Here is a 20,972-nt window from a genome sequence, read left to right as displayed (position 1 = left end):
CAAATCATGTGCATAAAACATATCTCTGATTTTTTTGCATCAAAAATGCAATATACATGGTGTATATTGCATTAATTGCTTATTTATTCAATTTTATTATATCATCCACACTTAGTCCAGCTTGTATTATTCCTTTTTTATCTTTTCTTGCAATACCTACATACTTAAAGTACTTATTATCTATATTTCTAATCTTGAAGTTTTGAACTATTTCTAAAGATGGATCCATGAGAATTTTCCTAAATTCACCTGCCTGTGTTGTAACATCGTCAGGAAATCTGAAACCGATATTGTCTTCCTGATTGCAATATATTATAGTTCCATCTTCATCTGCTATGGACATTGTCGTTATACCTGTCTTTTCAACAAATTCAGTGAGGAATTTATCACTTAGATTATCAGCATTTAATTCATCCCTAAGTTTATAGCAGCATTCCAACAGTCTATTGCTAAGTATTTTCTCAAATTTATCCATAAATACTTTGGATTTGTCTGATACATTCTTGAGATCATTGCAAATGCTCATATTGTTATGTTCAAGTTCGTTTTGCTCATTGATGTCATTTTCTATTGAGCTTGATGATTCAATAAAGTCGCCGAAGAATTCAGATAGACTTTCGTTGGCGGAAGCTATTTGCTGAGTTGCAGCAGCTTGCTCATTTATCTTAGCTCCGAATTCCTTAAAGACAGACATGATATATGTAATAAACTCATCTATTTCATTCATGTAGTTCTTAATATACTTGGCTGAGTCATTGCTTTGTGAGCTCATTTGAGTTAGTTTCTCTATGCTGTTCATAGCTATATTTGCTTTGCTCTTTATTTCGTTCATCTGGTCATGAATATTTTTAGCAGAGTTAGAGCTTTCTTCAGCAAGTCTTCTAACTTCATTGGCTACAACTGCAAAGCCTCTTCCTTGCTCCCCTGCTCTTGCTGCTTCAATGGATGCATTCAGGGATAAAAGATTTATATTGTCAGATAGATCTTCAACAAAATGAGCCATTTCCTGAGCTTTATCAGTAACCTTTACTAAGTCTTCTACTTCTTCGATAAGATTTATCATGGTACTGCTCATTACTTCCAGTATCTCTAGAGCTTTCTCAGTGTTAGCCTTGCCTTCATATACTGACTTCTCCATGTTTTTCATTTCCATCAGGGTGCTCTCGGATGCTGAAGCCATATCTGCTTCGCTGGCAGAAATCTGCTGAGATGCACCTGCAGACTCCAGCAGCTTTTCATGTACTCTTCTGGCTTTTTCGTTCAGTTCGGTAATTCTTCCCTTTATGTCTTTCATCCTTTTTTCTGACCTGCTGCAGGACTCAGATATTCTTGCTATATTATTTTCTATGTATAACAATGCTTTAAGTATATTGCTTATCCAATCAAGAAGCATAGTTGTAATGTCATGATATAGCGCTTGTATCTTTCCTTTTATGCCTATTTTGTGTGAATAATTCCCATCAAGTATTTCCTGCAAAGCATTGGAAAATTCCTGAGATGTTCCGTTTTTCGATTTTAAGTTATAAGCAATTAAGATAAGTATTATAAATGCTTCAATTGCTATTATGGTTATATATAGGTTCAAAAAAACACCTCCATATGACATGAATATACAAAATTATATGTAATATTCTACAATTTTTTTATAATACCTTTATATATTTTATACAAAAAATGCCTCTTTCCTAGAGGCTTAACTGATTATATTTTCTAGTTCTTTCGTCTTATGGAAGTTTTTATTAATTGATGGAATATAACAGGTTCATTATTTAATATAGCTTGTACAAAAGATATATATAAACAGCAATATTAAGAATTGCCAGCAGAGGTATTCCTACTTTAAACATAGTTTTTTTAGTTTTATGGTGGAAGCTTCTCATTCCCAACAGCATGCCCAAAGCTCCTCCAAACAATGAAATTGCAAATAGAGTTTTTTCCTGTATGCGCCACTTATTTCGAACTGATTTTCTCTTGTCAACGGCCATGATAATATAGCCTGCAAGATTAATTATTATGAAGTATATAAAAATAACTTTAATAATCATATTTCACCCCGTATATTTTAAAAGGAGATGCCACTGAGCATCTCCTTAACTTTATCATTATAAGAATAAAGGTGCAAATACCAAAGCAACAATTGTCATAAGCTTAATCAAGATGTTCATTGATGGTCCAGAAGTATCCTTAAATGGATCTCCTACAGTATCTCCAACAACTGCTGCCTTGTGAGCTTCGCTACCTTTGCCGCCGTGCTCGCCGGATTCAATATACTTCTTAGCATTGTCCCAAGCACCACCGGAGTTTGACATCATGATAGCCATCAATACACCAGTTACCAAAGAACCAGCAAGAAGTCCTCCCAAAGCACCTTTACCAAGGATAACGCCTGTTGCTATAGGTACTACAACTGCCAATAGACCTGGTACCATCATTTCTTTTATAGCAGCTGCAGTTGAAATATCAACGCATTTTGCATATTCAGGCTTTCCTGTACCTTCCATTATGCCAGGTATTGTTCTGAACTGTCTTCTTACTTCCTCGATCATGGAGAATGCAGCTTTACCAACTGCTTCCATAGTCAATGCTCCGAATAGGAATGGAAGCATACCACCTATGAATAAGCCAACTATTACATATGGGTCTAGTAAATCTATCTTGTCTAACTGAACAGCTTGTGAATAGGATACGAACAATGCAAGAGCTGTCAAAGCAGCAGAACCTATTGCAAAACCCTTACCTATTGCAGCTGTTGTGTTTCCAACAGAGTCAAGCTTATCAGTAATCTGTCTTACAGACTTTGGCAACTCAGCCATTTCTGCTATACCGCCAGCATTATCAGATATAGGACCGTATGCATCAACTGCAACTGTCATACCTGTAGTAGAAAGCATTCCTACTGCTGCAAGAGCTATACCATATAAACCTCCGAACATATAAGCAACAACTACTGCTGCAGATATGAATACTATAGGTGCAACAGTTGACATCATTCCAACAGCCAGACCACTTATTATTGTAGTTGCTGGTCCTGTCTCAGACTGGGTAGCTATTCTCTTAACATATTTGTAATCTCCGGATGTATAAACCTCTGTTATGAATCCTATTATTGATCCTGCAACAACACCGGCTGTTACAGCTATAAATGCTCCTAAATCTCCAAACAGATATCTGCTTAGGAAGAATGAAGCAATTATAACCAAAATTGAGCTTGCGTAAGTACCGTTCATTAGAGCACTTTGTGGATTTGCATTCTCTCCTGTTCTTACAAACATGGTTCCTATGATGGATACTACTATACCAATTGCTGCAAGTATTAATGGGAATAAAACGCCTTCACTGCTTGCACTAATAGCAGATCCCAATGTTATAGCTGATATGATTGATCCAACATAGGATTCAAACAAGTCAGCACCCATACCTGCCACATCACCAACATTGTCGCCAACATTGTCTGCTATAACAGCAGGATTTCTTGGGTCGTCTTCCGGTATTCCAGCTTCAACCTTACCAACCAAATCTGCTCCCACATCGGCAGCCTTAGTATATATACCGCCACCAACACGAGCAAACAATGCGATGGAGCTTGCTCCAAGACCGAAGCCTGTAACTATGTTCGCATCTCTAAATATCATGTACAAAGTTCCAACGCCTAATAATCCAAGTCCAACAACACACATACCCATTACGGCACCGCCCTTAAAAGCGATTCCAAGGGCTTCATTCTGTCCATGTTGTGCAGCATTAGCTGTTCTGGCATTGGCCTGAGTTGCAACATGCATCCCGAAATAACCTGCAAGAATTGAAAAAAGTGCACCTATTACGAAGCAAATTGCTGTAACCCAGCTTTTTAGAAATATACCTATTACAACTACCATTACCACTATGAAGATTGCGAGAACTTTATATTCTCTATAGAGAAATGCCATAGCACCCTCATGGATATAACCCATGATCTCTCTCATCTTGTCGTTGCCTGGATCTTTTTTCAATATGCCTGAAGCTAAGATCCCAGCAAAGACTAATGCTAATACTCCTGCTATTGGAGCCAATAACATTAAATCCATTTTTTTACTTAACCTCCTCTTATCTGTCTGTGTTGACCTTTTCTTCTGTTTTGGGATAAAATTCTATACATAAATTGACCTGACTATGAGCCAGGCAAATTATTAGTATATACTGTTGTGCTTATTATCTTACAGCAACTAGAACTACAGATAAAACCATAAATAATATAGCAGAAACAGTAGTCACTTTAGCAAACAAAGCTTCATAGCCCTTGCTTCTTTGTTTTCCGAAAAGCTGCTCTGCACCACCAGCTATTGATCCTGATAACCCAGCACTCTTACCTGGCTGGAGCAATACACTGATTATTAGTGAAATACAAACTAAAAACTGGATTATTACTAAGAATGTTCTCATTGTTGCACCTCCCATCATAAGGGTTTAACAAAGTAATTTTAGCACAAAGGCTTTTAAATTACAATAACAGGGGGATAATTCTTACCCCCTATTATTAATAATTTTTGGACAAATTATTCATTTAAGATTGAAAAATGCATTTTTCCCTGCAAATTTGGCCATAGTTCCAAGTCCCTCTTCTATTCTTAACAGTTGATTGTATTTTGCAACCCTATCTGTCCTTGATGGAGCTCCTGTCTTTATCTGTCCTGCATTCACTGCTACAACCAAATCTGCTATAGTCACATCTTCCGTCTCCCCGGATCTATGGGATACTACTGCAGAATATCCAGCTCTGTTTGCCATCTGTATGGCATCCAAAGTTTCTGTCAAAGTGCCAATCTGATTCAGCTTAATGAGAATTGAATTGGCTACTCCTCTTTCTATACCCTTTGAAAGCCTTTCAGTATTTGTCACAAACAAATCGTCACCAACAATTTGAATTTTGCTACCAAGTCTTTCAGTCATTAGCTTCCATCCATCCCAATCTTCTTCTGCAAGTCCGTCTTCTATTGAAATTATTGGATATCTGTTAACCAAATCTTCGTAATATGCTACCATTTCTTCGGCGCTCTTTACTACGCCTTCTCCCTCAAGATGATATTGGTTATCTTCCTTGTACATCTCTGTTGCAGCTGCATCCAGGGCAATATACATATCTTCTCCTGGACTGTAACCAGCCTTATTTATGGCTTCAACTATGACCTGTAGTGCTTCTTCATTGGACGTTAGATTAGGAGCAAAACCACCTTCATCACCAACAGCAGTGTTATAACCTTTTTCTTTCAATACTGCCTTAAGATTGTGGAATACCTCTGCACACATTCTGAGAGCTTCCCTGAAGCTTTTGGCTCCTACAGGCATTACCATGAATTCCTGTATATCCACATTGTTATCTGCATGCTTGCCACCATTTAATATGTTCATCATGGGCACAGGAAGAGTCTTGGCATTTACTCCACCTATGTATTGATATAAGGGCATCTGTGCCTCTTCTGCTGCAGCATAGGCAACAGCCAGAGAAACTCCGAGCATAGCATTGGCACCTAGTTTGCCCTTGTTGGGAGTTCCATCAAGTTCTATCAATAATTCGTCAATCTCAACCTGGTTCATAGCCTCCATACCGATTATTTCTGGAGCAATGATATCATTTACATTCTCAACAGCCTTTAAAACACCTTTTCCCAAGTATCTGTCCTTATCTCCGTCTCTCAATTCAACTGCTTCAAATGCTCCTGTTGAAGCTCCTGATGGTACAGCAGCTCTACCAAAGGCTCCGCTCTCTAATTCTACCTCAACTTCAACTGTCGGGTTGCCTCTTGAATCCAATATTTCTCTTGCATATACATCAATAATCGCTGACATTATATATACACCTTCCTATTTTAGTAATTTGCTATCTTTGAAAAATCTTCGGCTTTCAGGCTTGCTCCACCTACCAAAGCCCCATCTATTTCTTTCATTTCCATTAGTTCTTTTATATTGCTTGGTTTTACACTGCCACCATATAGTATTCTGGTATTGTAACCTATTTCATCACCGAATTTCTCTGATAGAAGCCTCCTTATGTAAGCTATAACTTCGTTTGCATCTTCTTTTGTAGCGGTTTTTCCTGTTCCTATAGCCCAGACAGGTTCATAAGCTATTACAAGTTTTGCCAGATTTTCATTTTCTAAACCTGCTAATCCTCCATAAATTTGAGTTTGGATGATTTCAAATGTATTATCCTTTTCTCTTTCTTTCAAGGTTTCACCAACACATAGTATTGGGTTTAATCCATGTTTTAGAGCAGATTTTACCTTATTGTTAATCAAATCATCCTTTTCTCCAAATATATGTCTCCTTTCAGAATGTCCCAGAATGACATAGGATACGCCTATCTCTTTAAGAAACAAGGGTGATACTTCGCCTGTATAGGCACCTTTGTCCTCATAGTGCATATTCTGGGCACCCAAAGTCACATCTGAACCTTTCAAAAGCTTAGATGCTTCCGATAGACAGACAAAGCTGGGACACACAATAACTTCCCTTTCTCTTTTCTCTATCAGAGGCAGCAAAGCTTCAATAAGTTCTCTAGCTTCTCCAATAGTATTGTGCATCTTCCAGTTGCCTGCTATTATTGGTTTTCTCAATTTTTTCACTCCTTATATAAACCATTATCCATAATCTATTATCTGATTATGGATAATGGCTGTCAACTATATTATTCTATTTATCATTTATTACAGCTATGCCGGGCAAAATCTTTCCTTCCAGGAATTCGAGGGAAGCTCCTCCTCCAGTGGATATATGAGTCATCTTATCTGCAAAACCAAGCTGTTCCACTGCAGCAGCCGAGTCTCCTCCACCGATAATTGTTGTGCCATTAACTTTTGACATAGCTTCTGCTATAGCATATGTACCCTTTGAAAAGGCTGGCATCTCAAATACGCCCATAGGACCATTCCATACAACTGTTTTTGCATTCTCAACTATTTCACCATATATTTTCTGGGTCTTTTCACCAATATCCAATCCCATATAACCCTCAGAGATTTTTGTAGATTCAACAGTCATATGCTCTGCATCGGCTTTAAACTCCTTAGCTGCTACAATATCTACAGGAAGCATAAGCTTTACTCCTTTTGCATCTGCCTTTTTCAGCAGTTCTCCAGCTAGCTCAACCTTATCCTCTTCCAGAATAGATGTTCCTATTTCTCTGCCTAATGCCTTAAAGAATGTGAAAGCCATGCCTCCTCCTACTAGAAGAGTATCTACTTTATCAATGAGGTTTTCAATAACACCTATTTTGTCAGATACCTTAGCACCGCCCAAAATGGCTACAAAAGGTCTCTCTGGATTCGATAAAGCCTTACCCATAACATCCAGTTCCTTTTTTATGAGGAATCCAACGGCTGAAGGCAAATAATCTGCCACTCCCGCTGTAGAAGCATGAGCTCTGTGAGCTGTACCAAAAGCATCATTAACATAAAGCTCACCCAAGGCTGAAAGCTTCTTTGCAAACTCAGCGTCATTCTTCTCCTCTTCAGCATGGAATCTGACATTCTCAAGAAGCATAACATCTCCATCATTTAAAGAGTGTGATTTGTTATAAGCATCTTCTCCAATAATATCTTCACACATAATCACTTGTTGATTCAACAATTCTGACAGCCTTTCTGCAACAGGCTTCAATGAAAACTGAGGATTAATCTTTCCCTTAGGCCTTCCTAAGTGGGACATGAGTATAACTTTAGCTCCCTCACCCTTTAAATAGGTAATAGTAGGAAGTGCCTCTCTTATTCTTCTGTCGTCAGTTATATTTCCCTCCTTGTCCATAGGCACATTGAAGTCAACTCTGACCAGCACTTTCTTGCCTTTTACTTCCAAGTCTTCAACTGTTCTTTTATTTATCATTCCTAAACCTCCATTACATATAACATTAATATTAAAACAGTAATTATTATAGCCTTTCGGCTATATATTTAACCAAATCCGCCAATCTGTTAGAATATCCCCATTCATTGTCATACCAGGCTACAACCTTGATCATATCATCATCAAGAACCATAGTAGACAGCGAGTCGATTATTGCTGAATGAGAATTACCTTTAAAATCAATTGATACAAGAGGTTTTTCACAATACTCTATAATGCCTTTCATGCTACTTTCAGATGCATCTTTAAGAACTCTGTTCAATTCCTCAGCATTTGTTTTGCTTTCAACCACAGCTACAAAGTCCACAACAGATACTGTTGGCGTAGGAACTCTCATAGCCAATCCAGTAAGTTTGCCTTTCATTTCTGGCAGCACAAGAGATACTGCCTTTGCAGCTCCTGTAGTAGTAGGTATTATTGATAAAGCTGCTGCTCTGGATCTTCTCAAATCTTTATGTGGTAAATCCAATATTCTCTGGTCATTGGTATAGGAGTGTACAGTAGTCATAAAACCCTTCTTTATATCATAAGCCTCATTAATAACCTTTATGATCGGGGCGAGGCAGTTGGTAGTGCAGGAAGCATTGGAAATAATATTGTGTATTTCTGGTATATACTTATTTTCATTAACTCCTATTACAATGGTGATATCTTCATCTTTTGCCGGTGATGATATGACAACTTTTTTTGCACCACTGCGAATGTGAGCTTGAACATCCTCTTTTTTGACAAACTTGCCTGTAGATTCTACTACTATATCTACACCATAATCATCCCATTTTATATTTTCAGGATTTGATTCAGCACTGACTCTTATTTTCTTATTGTTAACAATGATACAATCATCACATGCATCAACTGCTTTATCGTATATTCCATATGTACTGTCATATTTTAATAAGTGGGCAAGAGTCTCAGGAGCGCTTAGATCGTTTATTAATGCAATTTCAATATCTTCACCAAATTTCTCCTGAGCAATTTTGAAAAATGGTCTTCCAATTCTTCCAAAACCGTTTATTCCTACTCTAATAGCCATTATTTATACTCCTCTCATTATATTATACATTTGTTCTCCAGCCTTTTCATCAATTACTAAAATATTTTTCTTCTTCCCTTTGTTAATAGCAATAATTGCTTCAGCCTTGCTTAAACCTCCTGCAATACATACAGCAGTGGCAATAATATCATATCCTTCTATTTTTATACCTATGCTTCCGCTTTTGTGTACAACTTTGCCTTCATTATCAAAGTAATATCCAAAGGCTTCAGCGAAAGCACCTTTTCTTTGTAAATATTTTTTCGTCTCTTCATCAAGCTTTCTTTTCTTTGCAATTTGATCGAATGTGCTTAACCCAAATATGAAAACATCGGAGCGGCCTATTAATTCAACAACTTTTGATATATTTGGATCAGCCAGCATTGCTTTCAGCATTTCTTCGCTTATATTCTGAGGTAAATATAAAGGATAATAGCTTCCATTGATTTTAGATGCTAGTTTCTCAGCAACAGCATTTGCCTGTGTTGCATGCCTTTCATTATTCCCCCCGATAGCCGGTACAACTATTACATCTTTTTTATCTACGGCCTTTGCATTTTCTGCAACAGCCATAGTAGAATTTCCTCCGGTTACTGCTATTATTGATTTATCACTGATGCATCCCTTTATATATTCAAATGCTTTGCCTCCCATTTCCTTTAATACTTCAGGCCTTTTTTCACAATCTCCCGGGATGATAATTACTTTCTTTACTCCCAGCATTGTTTCCAGTTTTCTAGCCAACATACTCAGGCCTTTTAGCTCTTCGATATATATTGAGATCTGCTTTAGTATTTCTTCTCCTGCTTCTGTCACACTCATACCCTGAGGTTCAATTTCAATGAGTTCTTGCTTCTTTAAAATGACAAGTTCACTTCTAACCCATCTTTCAGTCTCCCCCAATAAGTTCGCAATATTGCGCCTGCCAATAGGTTGATTGTATTTTATAGTAAGAAGTATGGAATACCTCTTTTCTATTATGTCGGATATTTCAGGAGCTATTATTTTTTGAATCTCAATTAAATTATTCATTTTTTACCTCCTTATTGGGTCATATTTTGTCCCGTTTGCATTTTTTGTCCCTACATAATTATATAATATTTTTTATTTTTCTGCAAATATTAGCAGCTTTAGTATAGTAAAGCAAAAATTTTTAAACAATTAAAATGATTGCATAAAAAAATGCCTTTATCTGGCATATTCATCCAGATAGGCATTCATTTTATTCTTCCTGTTCTTTTTTATTTGGATAAGGTACTTCTATTGTTTCCGTACTGTCCGAAGAGAGAAAAACATGGAGTTGGGATTTTTCCATATTGAAATTCTGTACATGAATAACCGGTCTAAACTTAGGAACCTTGATAAGGAGATTAGGACTGTAAGCTTCTTCATCATATTTTGCATAAACAATATCAGCAATAATCAAGGTGTGATCTCCTGCATCAATCATATTTATCACTTTACATTCCAAGCTTGCCATACCCTCTTCTATACATGGAGGCTTAATATTGACTGATGGTAATCTGGTAAAACCAGAACGGTCAAATTTGTTTTCTCCAAACTTAGTGGAATAAGAACATTCAACCATTTTTTCTATCATAGACATATCCGGAACATTAACTCCGAATTCACCTGTTCTTTCAATGTTTTCAAGACTTTTTTGTTTTTTGGGTTTGCTCATAAGGGCTAAGGCTACCCTCGGTGGCTTATGAGATACAGGATTTATCCAGCTAAAGGTTGATATATGATCCGTACCGTCCTCATTTATTGTAGTACATAGTATGGGGCGACTTGGTTGCAATAAGAAAATACTATTGTAAAGTTCGCTTTTCTTAAATTCTTTCTTCATATTTACACACCTTTCTATTCATCCAATACAGTTAATCTGAAAACTACCGTATTATATGGATCAGGGCATGCTACACAAGTTGTATTGCCTTCCTTTTCCCAGGGGAAGGTTCCTCCAAATTTTAAAGCAAAAGCATAGGGAAATATAGCATTATAGGCCCAGCCACAAAATTCACTTTTGTTTATATCTATTACATACTCATCTCCTAATTTTATACCCAAATCACAACCCTTGCCTCTAACCTCTATGACTTTTGCTATAACCTTCTTCTCTTTCATATGAATATTCCTCCCGTGTTTAACACTGAACTCATCTTCCCTAAATCCAATAAAAACTAAATAGTCATTCAGTGGGGTATAAAACCCCACTGAATGTAATCTTCTCTAAAGAGCCAATTCCTTTGTGTATTTTTCTATCCTGTTTAAAGCTTCTTTTATATTATCTAGAGAATTTGCATAAGAGATTCTTAAATATCCTTCCCCCTGAGCTCCAAAAGCTGAACCTGGTACAGTAATAACTCCTGCTTTTTCCAATAGTTCATTAGCAACCTCTTCAGAAGTCTTACCCAAGGCTTTAATGTTAGGGAATACATAAAAGCTTCCCTTAGGCTTTATACAGCTAATGCCTTTAATATTATTCAAGCCTTCTACTATCAAATCTCTTCTTTCTCTGTATATTTCCGTCATCTCAGAAGCTCTATCTAATGTATCCAGGGCTTTCATTGCAGCGTATTGTGAAGATGTTGCCACACAGGCAACTAAATTCTCCTGTAGCTTTATCATCTTGTCAATTATCACCCTGCTTCCCGCAGCATATCCAACCCTCCAGCCCGTCATGGCAAAGGATTTAGAAAAACTATTAACAAGGATGGTTCTATCTTTCATATCAGGTAAGGATAATATGGATTTATGTTCCATTCCATCGTATAAGAGAGTGCTGTAAACCTCATCGGTAATAACCAAAAGATTATGCTTTTTAGCCAAACTTGAAATGGCTACTAGATCTTCATATTCCAGAACTGCTCCCGTCGGATTGTTAGGGGTATTCAACATAAGTACTTTACTTTTAGGAGTGATTTTTTTCTCAATATCCTCTGCCATTAAGCGGAATCCATTTTCCTCCGATACTGGTACCGGTACAGGTACTCCTCCGCAAAATCTTACCTGAGAGTAATAATTCAACCATTGAGGGTCTTGGATAAGAACTTCATCTCCTGGGGAAAGCGTAACCATCAATGCTAATGCCAGCGCCCCCATGCCTCCTGTAGTAACTATTATTTCTGTCTCTGGGTCAACATCTACTTTTTGTGCTGATAGATATTGGGATATTTTTTCCCTTAACTCAATAAGGCCTGCATTGGCTGTATAATGGGTTTTGCCTTGTCTTAAAGCATTACAGCCTGCCTCAATAATCTCTTCCGGAGTATTTAAATCCGGCTCTCCAATTCCTAGGTTTATTGATCCTGGAAAATTTTTTGCCCTGTCAAACATAGCCCTTATGGCTCCTTGTTTTAATTCCAAAGCCTTCTCATTTAAGAAAGTATTCATATACTATCCGCTCCTCATCTAGTCCTTATATTTTAATTAATTTACCAAAATCTCTATAGCTGTTTATTTCTAATAAGATACAGTTCTTCAAGACCCTCTCTTGTAAGATATTTTTGCGGCGTTTCTACCCTTCGGCCTGATTTAATATCCCAGTAAACCATTCCGGCATAACTCACATCTCCGGCAAAAACAGCTCCCAAAATTTTATTATCCCTTACGATAATTTTTCTGTATACTTTTTTCACATCATTTTTATTTATGTGTACAGAGCAATTAATCAACACATTCTCTGTAATTTTCCCAATAGATATAAAAGGGACTCCATAGAATTTAACGGAGTTCATGCTGATTCCTCCTAAATAGCTTCGAGGATTGCCTAGTATATGATAGGCAGCAATTTTACCTTGTTCCATAGCATCAGGCCATAGTGTAAAGAGTTCACAATCTCCATCCAGTAGACTATGAGATTGAGCTACATCTCCTGCAGCGTATACATCGTTCAATGAAGTGGCCATATTGTTATCCACAACGATTCCTCTATCTACTTTGATACCGCAATTCCTAGCCAATTCAACATCCGGCTTTACACCCTTGCCCACAACAACTAAATCGCAAGGACATAGGCTACCATCATCCAGTACCACACCTTTTAGTTTTCCTGCCTCAGAACTCAATCCTTTTATTTTAGATGATAAAATTATATTAATTCCATGGTCCCTAAGAATTTTGGTAACTATAAGTGAGCAATAAAAATCAACAGCCCTAGACAATACCCTGTTTGACTCCACCAAAACTGTTACCTTCTTACCTATTTCATTCAAAGCCCATGCAGCCTTTAAGCTGACTAGCCCTCCTCCTATAACTATACAGTTTTGTGCCTTTTGAGCTATCTTCTTAATTTTTACAGCATCTTCCAAGTCTCTTAAGCAGCATACCCCTTCCACATTATCTCCATAGGGCATTACGGGTCTTGCTCCGGTGGTTATTATGAGCTTGTCATAGTTTTTAGAACCATAACCTTCAATAAATATCTTCTTCTTAATACCATCAATGTTTGTCACATTGCCTTTTATAAAGTTCAATCTTTTATCTTCAAAGAAGCTTTCATCAACGAATAATAATCTTTCCTCTTCAATTTCTCCAGCGATATAATTCGGCAGCAGAACCCTAGAATAATAAAACATACTGTCCCTAGAAACAACGGTTATGTTAATATCCGATTTTTTTTCTTTTAGCAATGTTGTTACAGCACTTTTAGAGGCTGCACTGCTTCCAATTATAACTATGTTCATTGATATCTCTCCCTAAGGTTTTTCAATTCTATCCAGAACAAGTCTTCTTTTTTCTGCGATAAATTTTCTATAGCTGCCGAATTTAACTGCTCCATGATAACATATTTGTGCACAGCGTTCTTTACCATCACAGGTATCACATTTATAATTAACATCCTTTTTGGTGCCAATGGCATTGAAGGGACATACCATCACACACATATTGCAACTTACACATTTCATCTCATTTAAGATCACATAACTGTCTTCTCTTCTATAAATAGCTCCAGCAGGACATGCATCCATACAGGGCGCATCTTCGCAATTCCTGCATATAGTCTGGGAAAAACCATACTCTTCATTCTCCGATAAGCCTATTCTAGATAGCCCTAAATTAAACTCATGTTCCTTGCTGTAAGAACAAATCAATCGACAAAGATTGCAGCCGTTACATTTGCTATGTTTTAACCATACAATTCTTTCTTCCTCCATTTTGCTAACCTCCATATATATAGGGCAAAATGATAACTTCACTGTCGTCATGGAGGACAGTATCCGCACCCTTAAGAGTATGAGCATTTCGCCTGTTAACTAAAATTACAATACCAGGAGAAAGATTTCCCTCTTTATTCAATACAATATCCATTTCCTTGCCAAAGGTACTTATCAGAACCTCTGCCATTTCTCTGATATTTTGGACATCCATCTGCAAGGAATCAACTTGGGTAATTTTATTAAAAGGGGTTAAAAACCTTACAAGTGCCATAATCCTTCCACCCTAAAAATTATAAATTCCTACCTGAAAGCAGTATACTAGTCTTTGCAATTCGCTTTCCTAAAGCTTTGCAAGATGCCAAACCTATCTCATCCTCCAAAATGGCATCTGTCTTGGCTCCATCATTCCCCATCTGCCAGCCCGATGCTCCTATATATCCTCCGATATGAGGTTCGCTTACAGTTACAAATCCATTTAACAACAAGAATTGTAGCATGGAGGTCAAAGCATGCTCCTGTCCTCCATTCCTGTCATATCCTACGGTTACAGCACCTGCGGCTGTTCTGGACCAATCCGGCACCGGATGAGGGAACTCCGGATCCCAAACACCTTTTACCAAAGAAGTGCATCTTTCCATGAAAGCCCTCATAGCGGAATTTACATTGAAAAAGTAAATGGGTGAACCTAATATCAAACCATTTGGTATGGGATCAATTATGTTCTTTACTAAATCTAGCCAGTCATCCTTAAGTATGCAATATCTTTTTTGTCTGATGCATGCATCACAATTAAGGCAAGGCTGTATCTTCTTACCCTTAAAGGATATGAAAACTGTCTCAGCCTCATAGCCTCTTTCCATTGCTTCTTGTTTTGCTGCATTCAAAGCCTCTTTTACCATTATTTCTGTATTGCCATGGCGTGGACTTGAACTAATACCAACAAATCTCAACTTATCCATCGAAGTTACCTCCCTCTGAAGATTCTGCTATTCTATTTAATGTACCGCTTCTCTTTCTTGCATTTACCTTTCCTTCTTCTATATAGGTCAATGCTTTTCCACGACATACTTTCACACATTCTGGATCCCCTGAACATAAATCGCATATGCTTATTTGCAGCCTATCGTTTATTCTTATAATATTTACTGCTCCGAAGGGGCAAGCCATGACACAGGCTTTGCATCCTATACATTTGTTTTGATCAATCTTTACAGCTCCTGTCATGTAATCCTTATACAAAGCTCCTGCTACGCAAGCTTTTATACAATATGCTTCCTCACACTGCATGCACTTTACAGGCATGTTGAAAGCTTTATCCTCAATGCTTTCTATCCTAATATTGGAAATCTCGGCAGAGAAGGTGCTGTAATGTTTGAAGGAGCAGACCAATTCACACAAATGACAACCGCTGCATTTGTTGGGTTCAATATTAAAAACCTTCATATTAGATACCTCCTATGCCAAATCATAATAATTAGATGCTTTTTCAATAAACTCTTCAAGCTCCAAATGTTCCATAATCTCTTTAGTTGGTAATCCGTTTTTCATGTTCCAATTATGAAGTTTAAAATACTCATCCTTCATCAAATCAAGCATTTCCTTTGAATTAATTGCACCTTCATGCATTGCGCCATTTTGATATTCATTCATCATTCTATAGGGTAAAACATCATCTTTTCTTGTATGACCCAATATGCCATTATAAATTCTTTCCATGGTTATTATTCTTCTGCCCGCTTTCATTACCATATCAGCGTTCATTTCAATCCCGGTAGCTGCGGAATAAATCTCTGCGATATCATATTCGCTTACCCAAAACTGAGCCGTAGTGGGAAAGGCGCATATGCCGGTACAGTCTGAAGCAGCATAAATGTCCTCATGCCAGCGAACGATTTCCGCTCTTTTATCAGTTGTATGAGGATAGGCATATTCTTCACTGCCTGTTATATCCTTTATCACCCTTCTTGCCTCACTATCTCCTCCGAACTCAGCTAAGGTCTCTGTGTTCAAATGGTCTGGTCCTCTTGAACTTATTGCAAAAGCTAGTGCATAGGCAAAAGCTGATCTGGTTTCAACCCTTGATTGCTCCAAGCCCCTAGCTTGTACAGCCCATTTATATGATTCTCTGCCAAACTCCTCTGAGGCCTCTTTTAATCCTTTAGCTAATAAGTCTCCTATACCTTTTCTATAGGCAATTTTTTCTACCAACTCTACAATCGTATCATTATTGCCCCAACTTAAATCTAGTCCGTCTGCTTCTTCTTTGGTAATTACCCCTCTCTGCCAGCATTCCATAAGCCATTGTATACAACCGCCTGTGGAAATTACATCCATGCCATATATATTGCAGAGCTCACCTGCTTTGATTACTGTAGCTGTATCCGTAGTTCCACAGCCACCTCCGAATGCATTCAACGTTTCATATTCAGGCCCTCCGGTATAGGTACCTCTGTATTTACCTTTGTCAACAGTGACAAAACGATGGCAGGCTACAGGACAAGAGTAGCAGGATATCTTTCTCTTTAAGAATCCTCCCTCTACAAGGTATTGACCTGTAAGGAATTTGATATTATCGATGCTTCCTTCTTGGAAGTTCTTCACCGGGAAAGCTCCTACAGCATTAGTAGATTCCACACCTATGCTGGTGCCATAATCAGACAAAGGCTTAACTCCTGGCACGGAATTCATTTTTCCATATATCACTTCCAAAGCTTTGAAGTATCTTTCCGGGTGGGCTATTTTGATACCTTTGGTTCCTCTTACTGCTATGGCCTTAAGGTTTTTGTCTCCCATAATGGCTCCTCCGCCGCCTCTTCCTGCTGCATTATATATGGAAACCTGGACAGAAGCGTATAGGACCTTGTTCTCTCCTGCAGGCCCTATACAAGCCGTCTGTATATGAGGATCATCGTGTGTTTCTCTTATCAATGCATTAGTTTCCCTCACATCCTTACCCCATAGAAAACTCGCATCTTTTATTTCCACACTATCATCATCTATATATATATAAACTGGCTTCTCTGCCTTGCCCTTAACCACCAACAAATCATAGCCTGCAAACTTAAGTTGTGCGCCAAAATGACCTCCAACATTTGTCTTAAAGAATTTTCCCGTGGCAGGACTTTTAAATAATATGGAAGTTCTTCCTGAGCAAGGCATTGCCGTACCAGTCAATGCACCAGGAGCAAATATGATAGATGAACTCTCATCATAGGGGCTAGCCTCCGTATCAAGTTCTTTCAAAAGCATATAGGTGGCTATTCCTCTTCCACCAATATATTTTTTTATTACAGATGGGTCCTCTATTTTATTTTGTACTATCTCCCCATTGCTCAGATTTACCGTTAAGATATCAATCGGCATGGTAGGTAACATAATCGTCCCTCCTACAAATCTTTATATTTTCAAATTCATTTTTCTTCCTAATATAACTGAAATCACCACTGCCAAAATTACAACCAAACCTTTTGTTATGTATTGGAAATAGTATGCTACATTCAGCATAGTCAATCCATTATTGAGCATACTGATTATAAAAGCTCCTACGAAGGTTCCGGCTCCTGTAGGTTCTCCATCCCCAAACATTGTTGTACTTAAGAAAACAACAGCTATGGCATCAAGTAAAAACTCTTCTCCAGCGAGAGGTTGAGCTGAGCCTAGTCTAGATGTCAGTACTACCGCAGCAACAGCTACACTGAAGCTTGAAATCAAAAAAGTAATCAATCTGTACTTTTTAACATTTATACCTGCGTAAAGGCTGGCAACAGGATTGCCCCCAATAGCATAGACCCTTCGTCCCAAGGTTGTCTTGTTCAAAGTAAAAATTGCTAAGGCTACGAATATAAACATAAGAATTACTGGGAAGGGAATTGGGCCCACATAACCTTGTCCAATAAACAAAGAAATAGCCGGAATATCTTCCGGAAAAAATATTGGATTTCCCTTGGTTATCAGCATTTTTATTCCATATACTATAGATCCTACAGCAAAGGTTGCAATAAAATCCGGCAAGCCTACATAGGCTACTAAAGTACCGTTTACCATACCTATCGCCAATCCACATAATATTGACACGAATAATGCTATCCAAAAATTATTGGTCTTTATCAAGCTGATTGCAAATACAATATTTATTAACCCTGCTGCATTTCCTATGGACATGTCAAATCCTCCAGCCCCCATTACAAAGGTAAAGCCCAAGGATATAATGGTCAGCATGCTCATCTGTCTTAAAAGCATTAGTAAATTGTTAGTAGTAAAAAAATTCTTTGAAGCGAAAGAAAAGATTATAAAAATCACCAATGCTCCAAATACTGTACCGTATTTCCTCAAAAAATCTAAAACATTCGTATTACCTGTTTTAATCTGACCTTCCACTATACTTCTCCTCCTAACATTGCAGCCATGATTTTTTTCTCTGCATCCTTTTCTTTCGGGCTATACTGTCCAACAATATTTCCTTCGTTTACAACGAGTATTCTATCGCATAAACTCATTAGCTCTGGTAAATAAGAAGATAACACCATGATGGATTTCCCTTCCTTAGCCAAGTTATCCAAAAGCATATAAATATCTTCCTTGGCTTTAATGTCTATGCCCTTTGTGGGTTCATCAAAGATTCCTATGTTAAAATTACCGTTAAGCCATCTGGACAATATTACTTTTTGCTGATTGCCTCCACTTAAAAATTTAATTACTTGATTAGGTCCTGTAGTTTTTATGCTTAATTTGCTGATGTATTCCTTTGCAACTTGAATTTCTTCTTTTCTATCGATAATCCAGCCCTTGCACCATTTATTTAAGTAAGTGAGAGTTGTATTTTTAGAAACACAATAATTAGGAATTAAACCTTCTGCCTGCCTTTCTTCCGGCACCAAAGCTATACCGGAGTCTATGGCATTTTGGGGACTAGGCTCGTATTTCTTGCCTATCACTTCTATATGCCCTTTATTTATTGGATCCAATCCAAAAATGGCCTTTGCAATTTCAGTTTTCCCTGCTCCCACTACACCTGCAATGCCCAGGATCTCTCCCTTTCTTAATTCAAAACTTACATTCTTTAATCTTTCTGTATATAAGCTTTCTACTTGAAGATATATATCTTCATGACAGTAACTGCAATCTCTCTGATAATTGTTATATGATTTATGTCCTAACATCATAGAAACAATCTTTTCAACAGATGCTTCTTCCACATTCATGGTATCTATCTTTCTGCCATCTCTAAATACTGTAATCCTATCGGATATATCCATTATTTCTTCTAGGTTATGGGAAATATATATTATGCTTAAACCGCTGTTTTTCAAACTTTTAATAATCTTTAGAAGCCTTTTTCTTTCTTCCTCGCCAAGGGAAGTCGTAGGTTCATCAAAAATCACAATATTAGGATTATGAACAAGAACCTTGCTTATTTCTACTATTCTTTTCATTGATGCATTTAACAAAACAGCCGGTGTATCCACATTAAAATCAATGCCTAGCCTTTTTATAACCTCTCGAGCCATTTCTCTCATTTTTTTATCATCAGTATAATGTAAGCTAGCAAACTTTTTCTTTTTCTCTGCACCAATGAAAATATTCTTATATACACTAAAATAAGGAACTAGGTTAATCTCTTGGTGTACTGTCCTAATTCCTGCTTCTTCGCTTTGCGCAACGCTGTCAAAGGAGACAGGCTGGCCATTAAGAAATATATCGCCTGATGAAGGCTTGTGTACCCCTGATAGAATTTTAATAAAAGTAGATTTACCTGCCCCATTTTCCCCTACAAGAGAGTGTATCTCACCAGGCTTCAAATCAAATTCTATATCCTTTAACACATAGACACCGTTAAACTCTTTGTTAATTCCTTTTGCTTCTAATATAACATCTCTTTTCACATTTGAATCTATAGTTGCCATTTTTTCACCTGCCCGGTTATATTGTTATGGAATGGCGATACTAAAATCATCGCCATTCCATTGTTTATTCGATGGCTAACCGCCATTTAAATTGCTTCTAGCTCATAACATAAAGCTTATTCTGCTGGTATATTATCCTTTGTAATCAGTTTACCAGGAATATATATATGTCTTTCGGGTATACTGTTTCCATTTAGTAATTCAAAAACCTTATCTACACAAGTTCTAGCCATTGTATCCGGATCCTGTGCCAAAGTAGCTTTGAAGGGACTATCTTCCTTTTTCATCTCTGCATAGGCTTCTGGATCACCATCAATACCAACAACAACAATATGATCTTGCAAACCAGCTTCTCTTATGGCTTGGGCTGCTGCAATACCTACTCCATCAAAAGTTGCATATACTGCTGCAATATCTCCTGGGTTAGGATTAGCTTGAATTACTGCTTCCATCTTAGCTTTTCCATCCGGGAAGAAATCAGGCCAAGCATATACGAAACCTGCAAGTATTTTTACATCAGGATAATCCTTGATTACTTCATGCATTGCATTTCTTCTTGTTCTTATCATAGAACCTGCATCGTTATATATCTCAACAATATTACCCTTTCCCCCGATTAACCTTACCATTTCCTCAGCAGCCATTCTTCCAAGTTGGTCATTGTCTGATTCCACAAATACATCAACAAAATCCGCATCACCAGCATCCATGGAGCCTATTATTATTCCTTTGCTCTTTGCTTCTTTTAGAGCTGGAGCTAACTGAGTTATGTCACCTTCTTGAATTATTATGGCATCAACACCTTGAGCTATCATGTTTTCTATTGAAGCAACTCTTCCTGGGACATCAGCATTGACTGTTGCGATTACTTCTCCGCCATTTTTCTTTATCTGATCTTCTAAGGAAGCTTTTCCTATTCTTGCGAAAAAGTTGGCTTGTCCAAAGTTGTTTATTCCGACTTTAAAAACTTTTTCATCAGCTTCTTCCTGACCTTTT

General features: G+C 37.5%; 21 protein-coding genes. All 21 read right to left on the bottom strand.

The features are described 5' to 3' along the window. Positions 1–79 precede the first annotated feature (79 nt). Entirely contained in the window at positions 80–1,585 is a 1,506-nt protein-coding gene (locus tag ACESM9_RS06555) for a methyl-accepting chemotaxis protein (RefSeq protein WP_372996507.1), read from the bottom strand. 184 nt (positions 1,586–1,769) lie between these two features. Beyond that, positions 1,770–2,045 (bottom strand): DUF1294 domain-containing protein, encoded by a 276-nt coding sequence (locus tag ACESM9_RS06550; protein WP_372996505.1) that lies wholly within the window; start codon positions 2,043–2,045, stop codon positions 1,770–1,772. Between the two features lie 57 nt (positions 2,046–2,102). Then, a complete protein-coding gene (locus tag ACESM9_RS06545) occupies positions 2,103–4,064 on the bottom strand; it encodes a sodium-translocating pyrophosphatase (protein ID WP_372996503.1) in 1,962 nt (653 codons plus the stop codon). Between the two features lie 124 nt (positions 4,065–4,188). Beyond that, the gene (secG, locus tag ACESM9_RS06540; protein WP_372996501.1) at positions 4,189–4,419 is read right to left on the bottom strand and encodes a preprotein translocase subunit SecG; all 231 of its coding nucleotides are present in this window, start codon (positions 4,417–4,419) and stop codon (positions 4,189–4,191) included. 117 nt (positions 4,420–4,536) lie between these two features. Beyond that, a complete protein-coding gene (gene eno / locus ACESM9_RS06535) occupies positions 4,537–5,823 on the bottom strand; it encodes a phosphopyruvate hydratase (protein WP_372996499.1) in 1,287 nt (428 codons plus the stop codon). Between the two features lie 20 nt (positions 5,824–5,843). Continuing rightward, positions 5,844–6,590, bottom strand: a complete 747-nt coding sequence (tpiA, locus tag ACESM9_RS06530; protein ID WP_372996497.1) for a triose-phosphate isomerase — start codon at positions 6,588–6,590, stop codon at positions 5,844–5,846. Positions 6,591–6,666: 76 nt separating this feature from the next. Beyond that, positions 6,667–7,854, bottom strand: coding sequence for a phosphoglycerate kinase (locus ACESM9_RS06525; protein WP_372996495.1), 1,188 nt, complete (start codon positions 7,852–7,854; stop codon positions 6,667–6,669). A 46-nt stretch (positions 7,855–7,900) separates the two neighbouring features. After that, entirely contained in the window at positions 7,901–8,911 is a 1,011-nt protein-coding gene (gap, locus tag ACESM9_RS06520; protein WP_372996493.1) for a type I glyceraldehyde-3-phosphate dehydrogenase, read from the bottom strand. A gap of 3 nt (positions 8,912–8,914) precedes the next feature. After that, a complete protein-coding gene (locus ACESM9_RS06515; RefSeq protein WP_372996491.1) occupies positions 8,915–9,943 on the bottom strand; it encodes a sugar-binding transcriptional regulator in 1,029 nt (342 codons plus the stop codon). A gap of 190 nt (positions 9,944–10,133) precedes the next feature. Next, entirely contained in the window at positions 10,134–10,760 is a 627-nt protein-coding gene (locus ACESM9_RS06510; RefSeq protein ID WP_372996489.1) for a flavin reductase family protein, read from the bottom strand. Between the two features lie 14 nt (positions 10,761–10,774). After that, entirely contained in the window at positions 10,775–11,038 is a 264-nt protein-coding gene (locus ACESM9_RS06505; protein WP_372996487.1) for a TIGR04076 family protein, read from the bottom strand. A gap of 105 nt (positions 11,039–11,143) precedes the next feature. Then, positions 11,144–12,307 carry a pyridoxal phosphate-dependent aminotransferase gene (locus ACESM9_RS06500; protein ID WP_372996485.1) on the bottom strand — a complete coding sequence of 388 codons (1,164 nt, stop codon included), beginning with the start codon at positions 12,305–12,307 and terminating at the stop codon, positions 11,144–11,146. 53 nt (positions 12,308–12,360) lie between these two features. Continuing rightward, positions 12,361–13,599 (bottom strand): NAD(P)/FAD-dependent oxidoreductase, encoded by a 1,239-nt coding sequence (locus ACESM9_RS06495; protein ID WP_372996483.1) that lies wholly within the window; start codon positions 13,597–13,599, stop codon positions 12,361–12,363. Between the two features lie 12 nt (positions 13,600–13,611). Beyond that, entirely contained in the window at positions 13,612–14,070 is a 459-nt protein-coding gene (locus ACESM9_RS06490; protein ID WP_372996481.1) for a 4Fe-4S dicluster domain-containing protein, read from the bottom strand. Positions 14,071–14,074: 4 nt separating this feature from the next. Beyond that, complete coding sequence (locus ACESM9_RS06485; RefSeq protein WP_372996479.1) at positions 14,075–14,344, bottom strand: MoaD/ThiS family protein; 270 nt, start codon at positions 14,342–14,344, stop codon at positions 14,075–14,077. 19 nt (positions 14,345–14,363) lie between these two features. Next, a complete protein-coding gene (locus ACESM9_RS06480) occupies positions 14,364–15,032 on the bottom strand; it encodes a flavodoxin family protein (RefSeq protein ID WP_372996477.1) in 669 nt (222 codons plus the stop codon). Further along, entirely contained in the window at positions 15,025–15,516 is a 492-nt protein-coding gene (locus tag ACESM9_RS06475; RefSeq protein ID WP_372996475.1) for a 4Fe-4S dicluster domain-containing protein, read from the bottom strand. The genes ACESM9_RS06480 and ACESM9_RS06475 overlap by 8 nt, the downstream gene beginning before the upstream one ends. Before the next feature lie 12 nt (positions 15,517–15,528). Next, entirely contained in the window at positions 15,529–17,448 is a 1,920-nt protein-coding gene (locus ACESM9_RS06470) for an aldehyde ferredoxin oxidoreductase family protein (RefSeq protein ID WP_372996473.1), read from the bottom strand. A 21-nt stretch (positions 17,449–17,469) separates the two neighbouring features. Then, entirely contained in the window at positions 17,470–18,450 is a 981-nt protein-coding gene (locus ACESM9_RS06465; protein WP_372996471.1) for an ABC transporter permease, read from the bottom strand. Then, entirely contained in the window at positions 18,450–19,976 is a 1,527-nt protein-coding gene (locus tag ACESM9_RS06460; protein WP_372996469.1) for a sugar ABC transporter ATP-binding protein, read from the bottom strand. The genes ACESM9_RS06465 and ACESM9_RS06460 overlap by 1 nt, the downstream gene beginning before the upstream one ends. A 116-nt stretch (positions 19,977–20,092) precedes the next feature. Continuing rightward, a partial coding sequence (locus ACESM9_RS06455; protein ID WP_372996467.1) for a sugar ABC transporter substrate-binding protein occupies positions 20,093–20,972 on the bottom strand: 880 nt, incomplete at its 5' end.

It is taken from the genome of Lutispora sp. (assembly GCF_041687175.1).
Taxonomy (GTDB): Bacteria; Bacillota; Clostridia; order Lutisporales; family Lutisporaceae; genus Lutispora.
This window is presented reverse-complemented; position numbering and strand designations above follow the sequence as displayed.

Excerpts from the sequence above, each read along its gene's own strand:
- ACESM9_RS06550 (WP_372996505.1), bottom strand. The coding sequence starts at position 2,045 with ATGATTATTAAAGTTATTTTTATATACTTCATAATAATTAATCTTGCA.
- ACESM9_RS06545 (WP_372996503.1), bottom strand. The coding sequence starts at position 4,064 with ATGGATTTAATGTTATTGGCTCCAATAGCAGGAGTATTAGCATTAGTC.
- ACESM9_RS06510 (WP_372996489.1), bottom strand. The coding sequence starts at position 10,760 with ATGAAGAAAGAATTTAAGAAAAGCGAACTTTACAATAGTATTTTCTTA.
- ACESM9_RS06475 (WP_372996475.1), bottom strand. The coding sequence starts at position 15,516 with ATGAAGGTTTTTAATATTGAACCCAACAAATGCAGCGGTTGTCATTTG.
- ACESM9_RS06500 (WP_372996485.1), bottom strand. The coding sequence starts at position 12,307 with ATGAATACTTTCTTAAATGAGAAGGCTTTGGAATTAAAACAAGGAGCC.
- ACESM9_RS06495 (WP_372996483.1), bottom strand. The coding sequence starts at position 13,599 with ATGAACATAGTTATAATTGGAAGCAGTGCAGCCTCTAAAAGTGCTGTA.
- ACESM9_RS06480 (WP_372996477.1), bottom strand. The coding sequence starts at position 15,032 with ATGGATAAGTTGAGATTTGTTGGTATTAGTTCAAGTCCACGCCATGGC.
- ACESM9_RS06525 (WP_372996495.1), bottom strand. The coding sequence starts at position 7,854 with ATGATAAATAAAAGAACAGTTGAAGACTTGGAAGTAAAAGGCAAGAAA.
- secG (WP_372996501.1), bottom strand. The coding sequence starts at position 4,419 with ATGAGAACATTCTTAGTAATAATCCAGTTTTTAGTTTGTATTTCACTA.
- ACESM9_RS06470 (WP_372996473.1), bottom strand. The coding sequence starts at position 17,448 with ATGTTACCTACCATGCCGATTGATATCTTAACGGTAAATCTGAGCAAT.
- eno (WP_372996499.1), bottom strand. The coding sequence starts at position 5,823 with ATGTCAGCGATTATTGATGTATATGCAAGAGAAATATTGGATTCAAGA.
- ACESM9_RS06490 (WP_372996481.1), bottom strand. The coding sequence starts at position 14,070 with ATGGAGGAAGAAAGAATTGTATGGTTAAAACATAGCAAATGTAACGGC.
- ACESM9_RS06515 (WP_372996491.1), bottom strand. The coding sequence starts at position 9,943 with ATGAATAATTTAATTGAGATTCAAAAAATAATAGCTCCTGAAATATCC.
- gap (WP_372996493.1), bottom strand. The coding sequence starts at position 8,911 with ATGGCTATTAGAGTAGGAATAAACGGTTTTGGAAGAATTGGAAGACCA.
- ACESM9_RS06460 (WP_372996469.1), bottom strand. The coding sequence starts at position 19,976 with ATGGCAACTATAGATTCAAATGTGAAAAGAGATGTTATATTAGAAGCA.
- ACESM9_RS06485 (WP_372996479.1), bottom strand. The coding sequence starts at position 14,344 with ATGGCACTTGTAAGGTTTTTAACCCCTTTTAATAAAATTACCCAAGTT.
- ACESM9_RS06505 (WP_372996487.1), bottom strand. The coding sequence starts at position 11,038 with ATGAAAGAGAAGAAGGTTATAGCAAAAGTCATAGAGGTTAGAGGCAAG.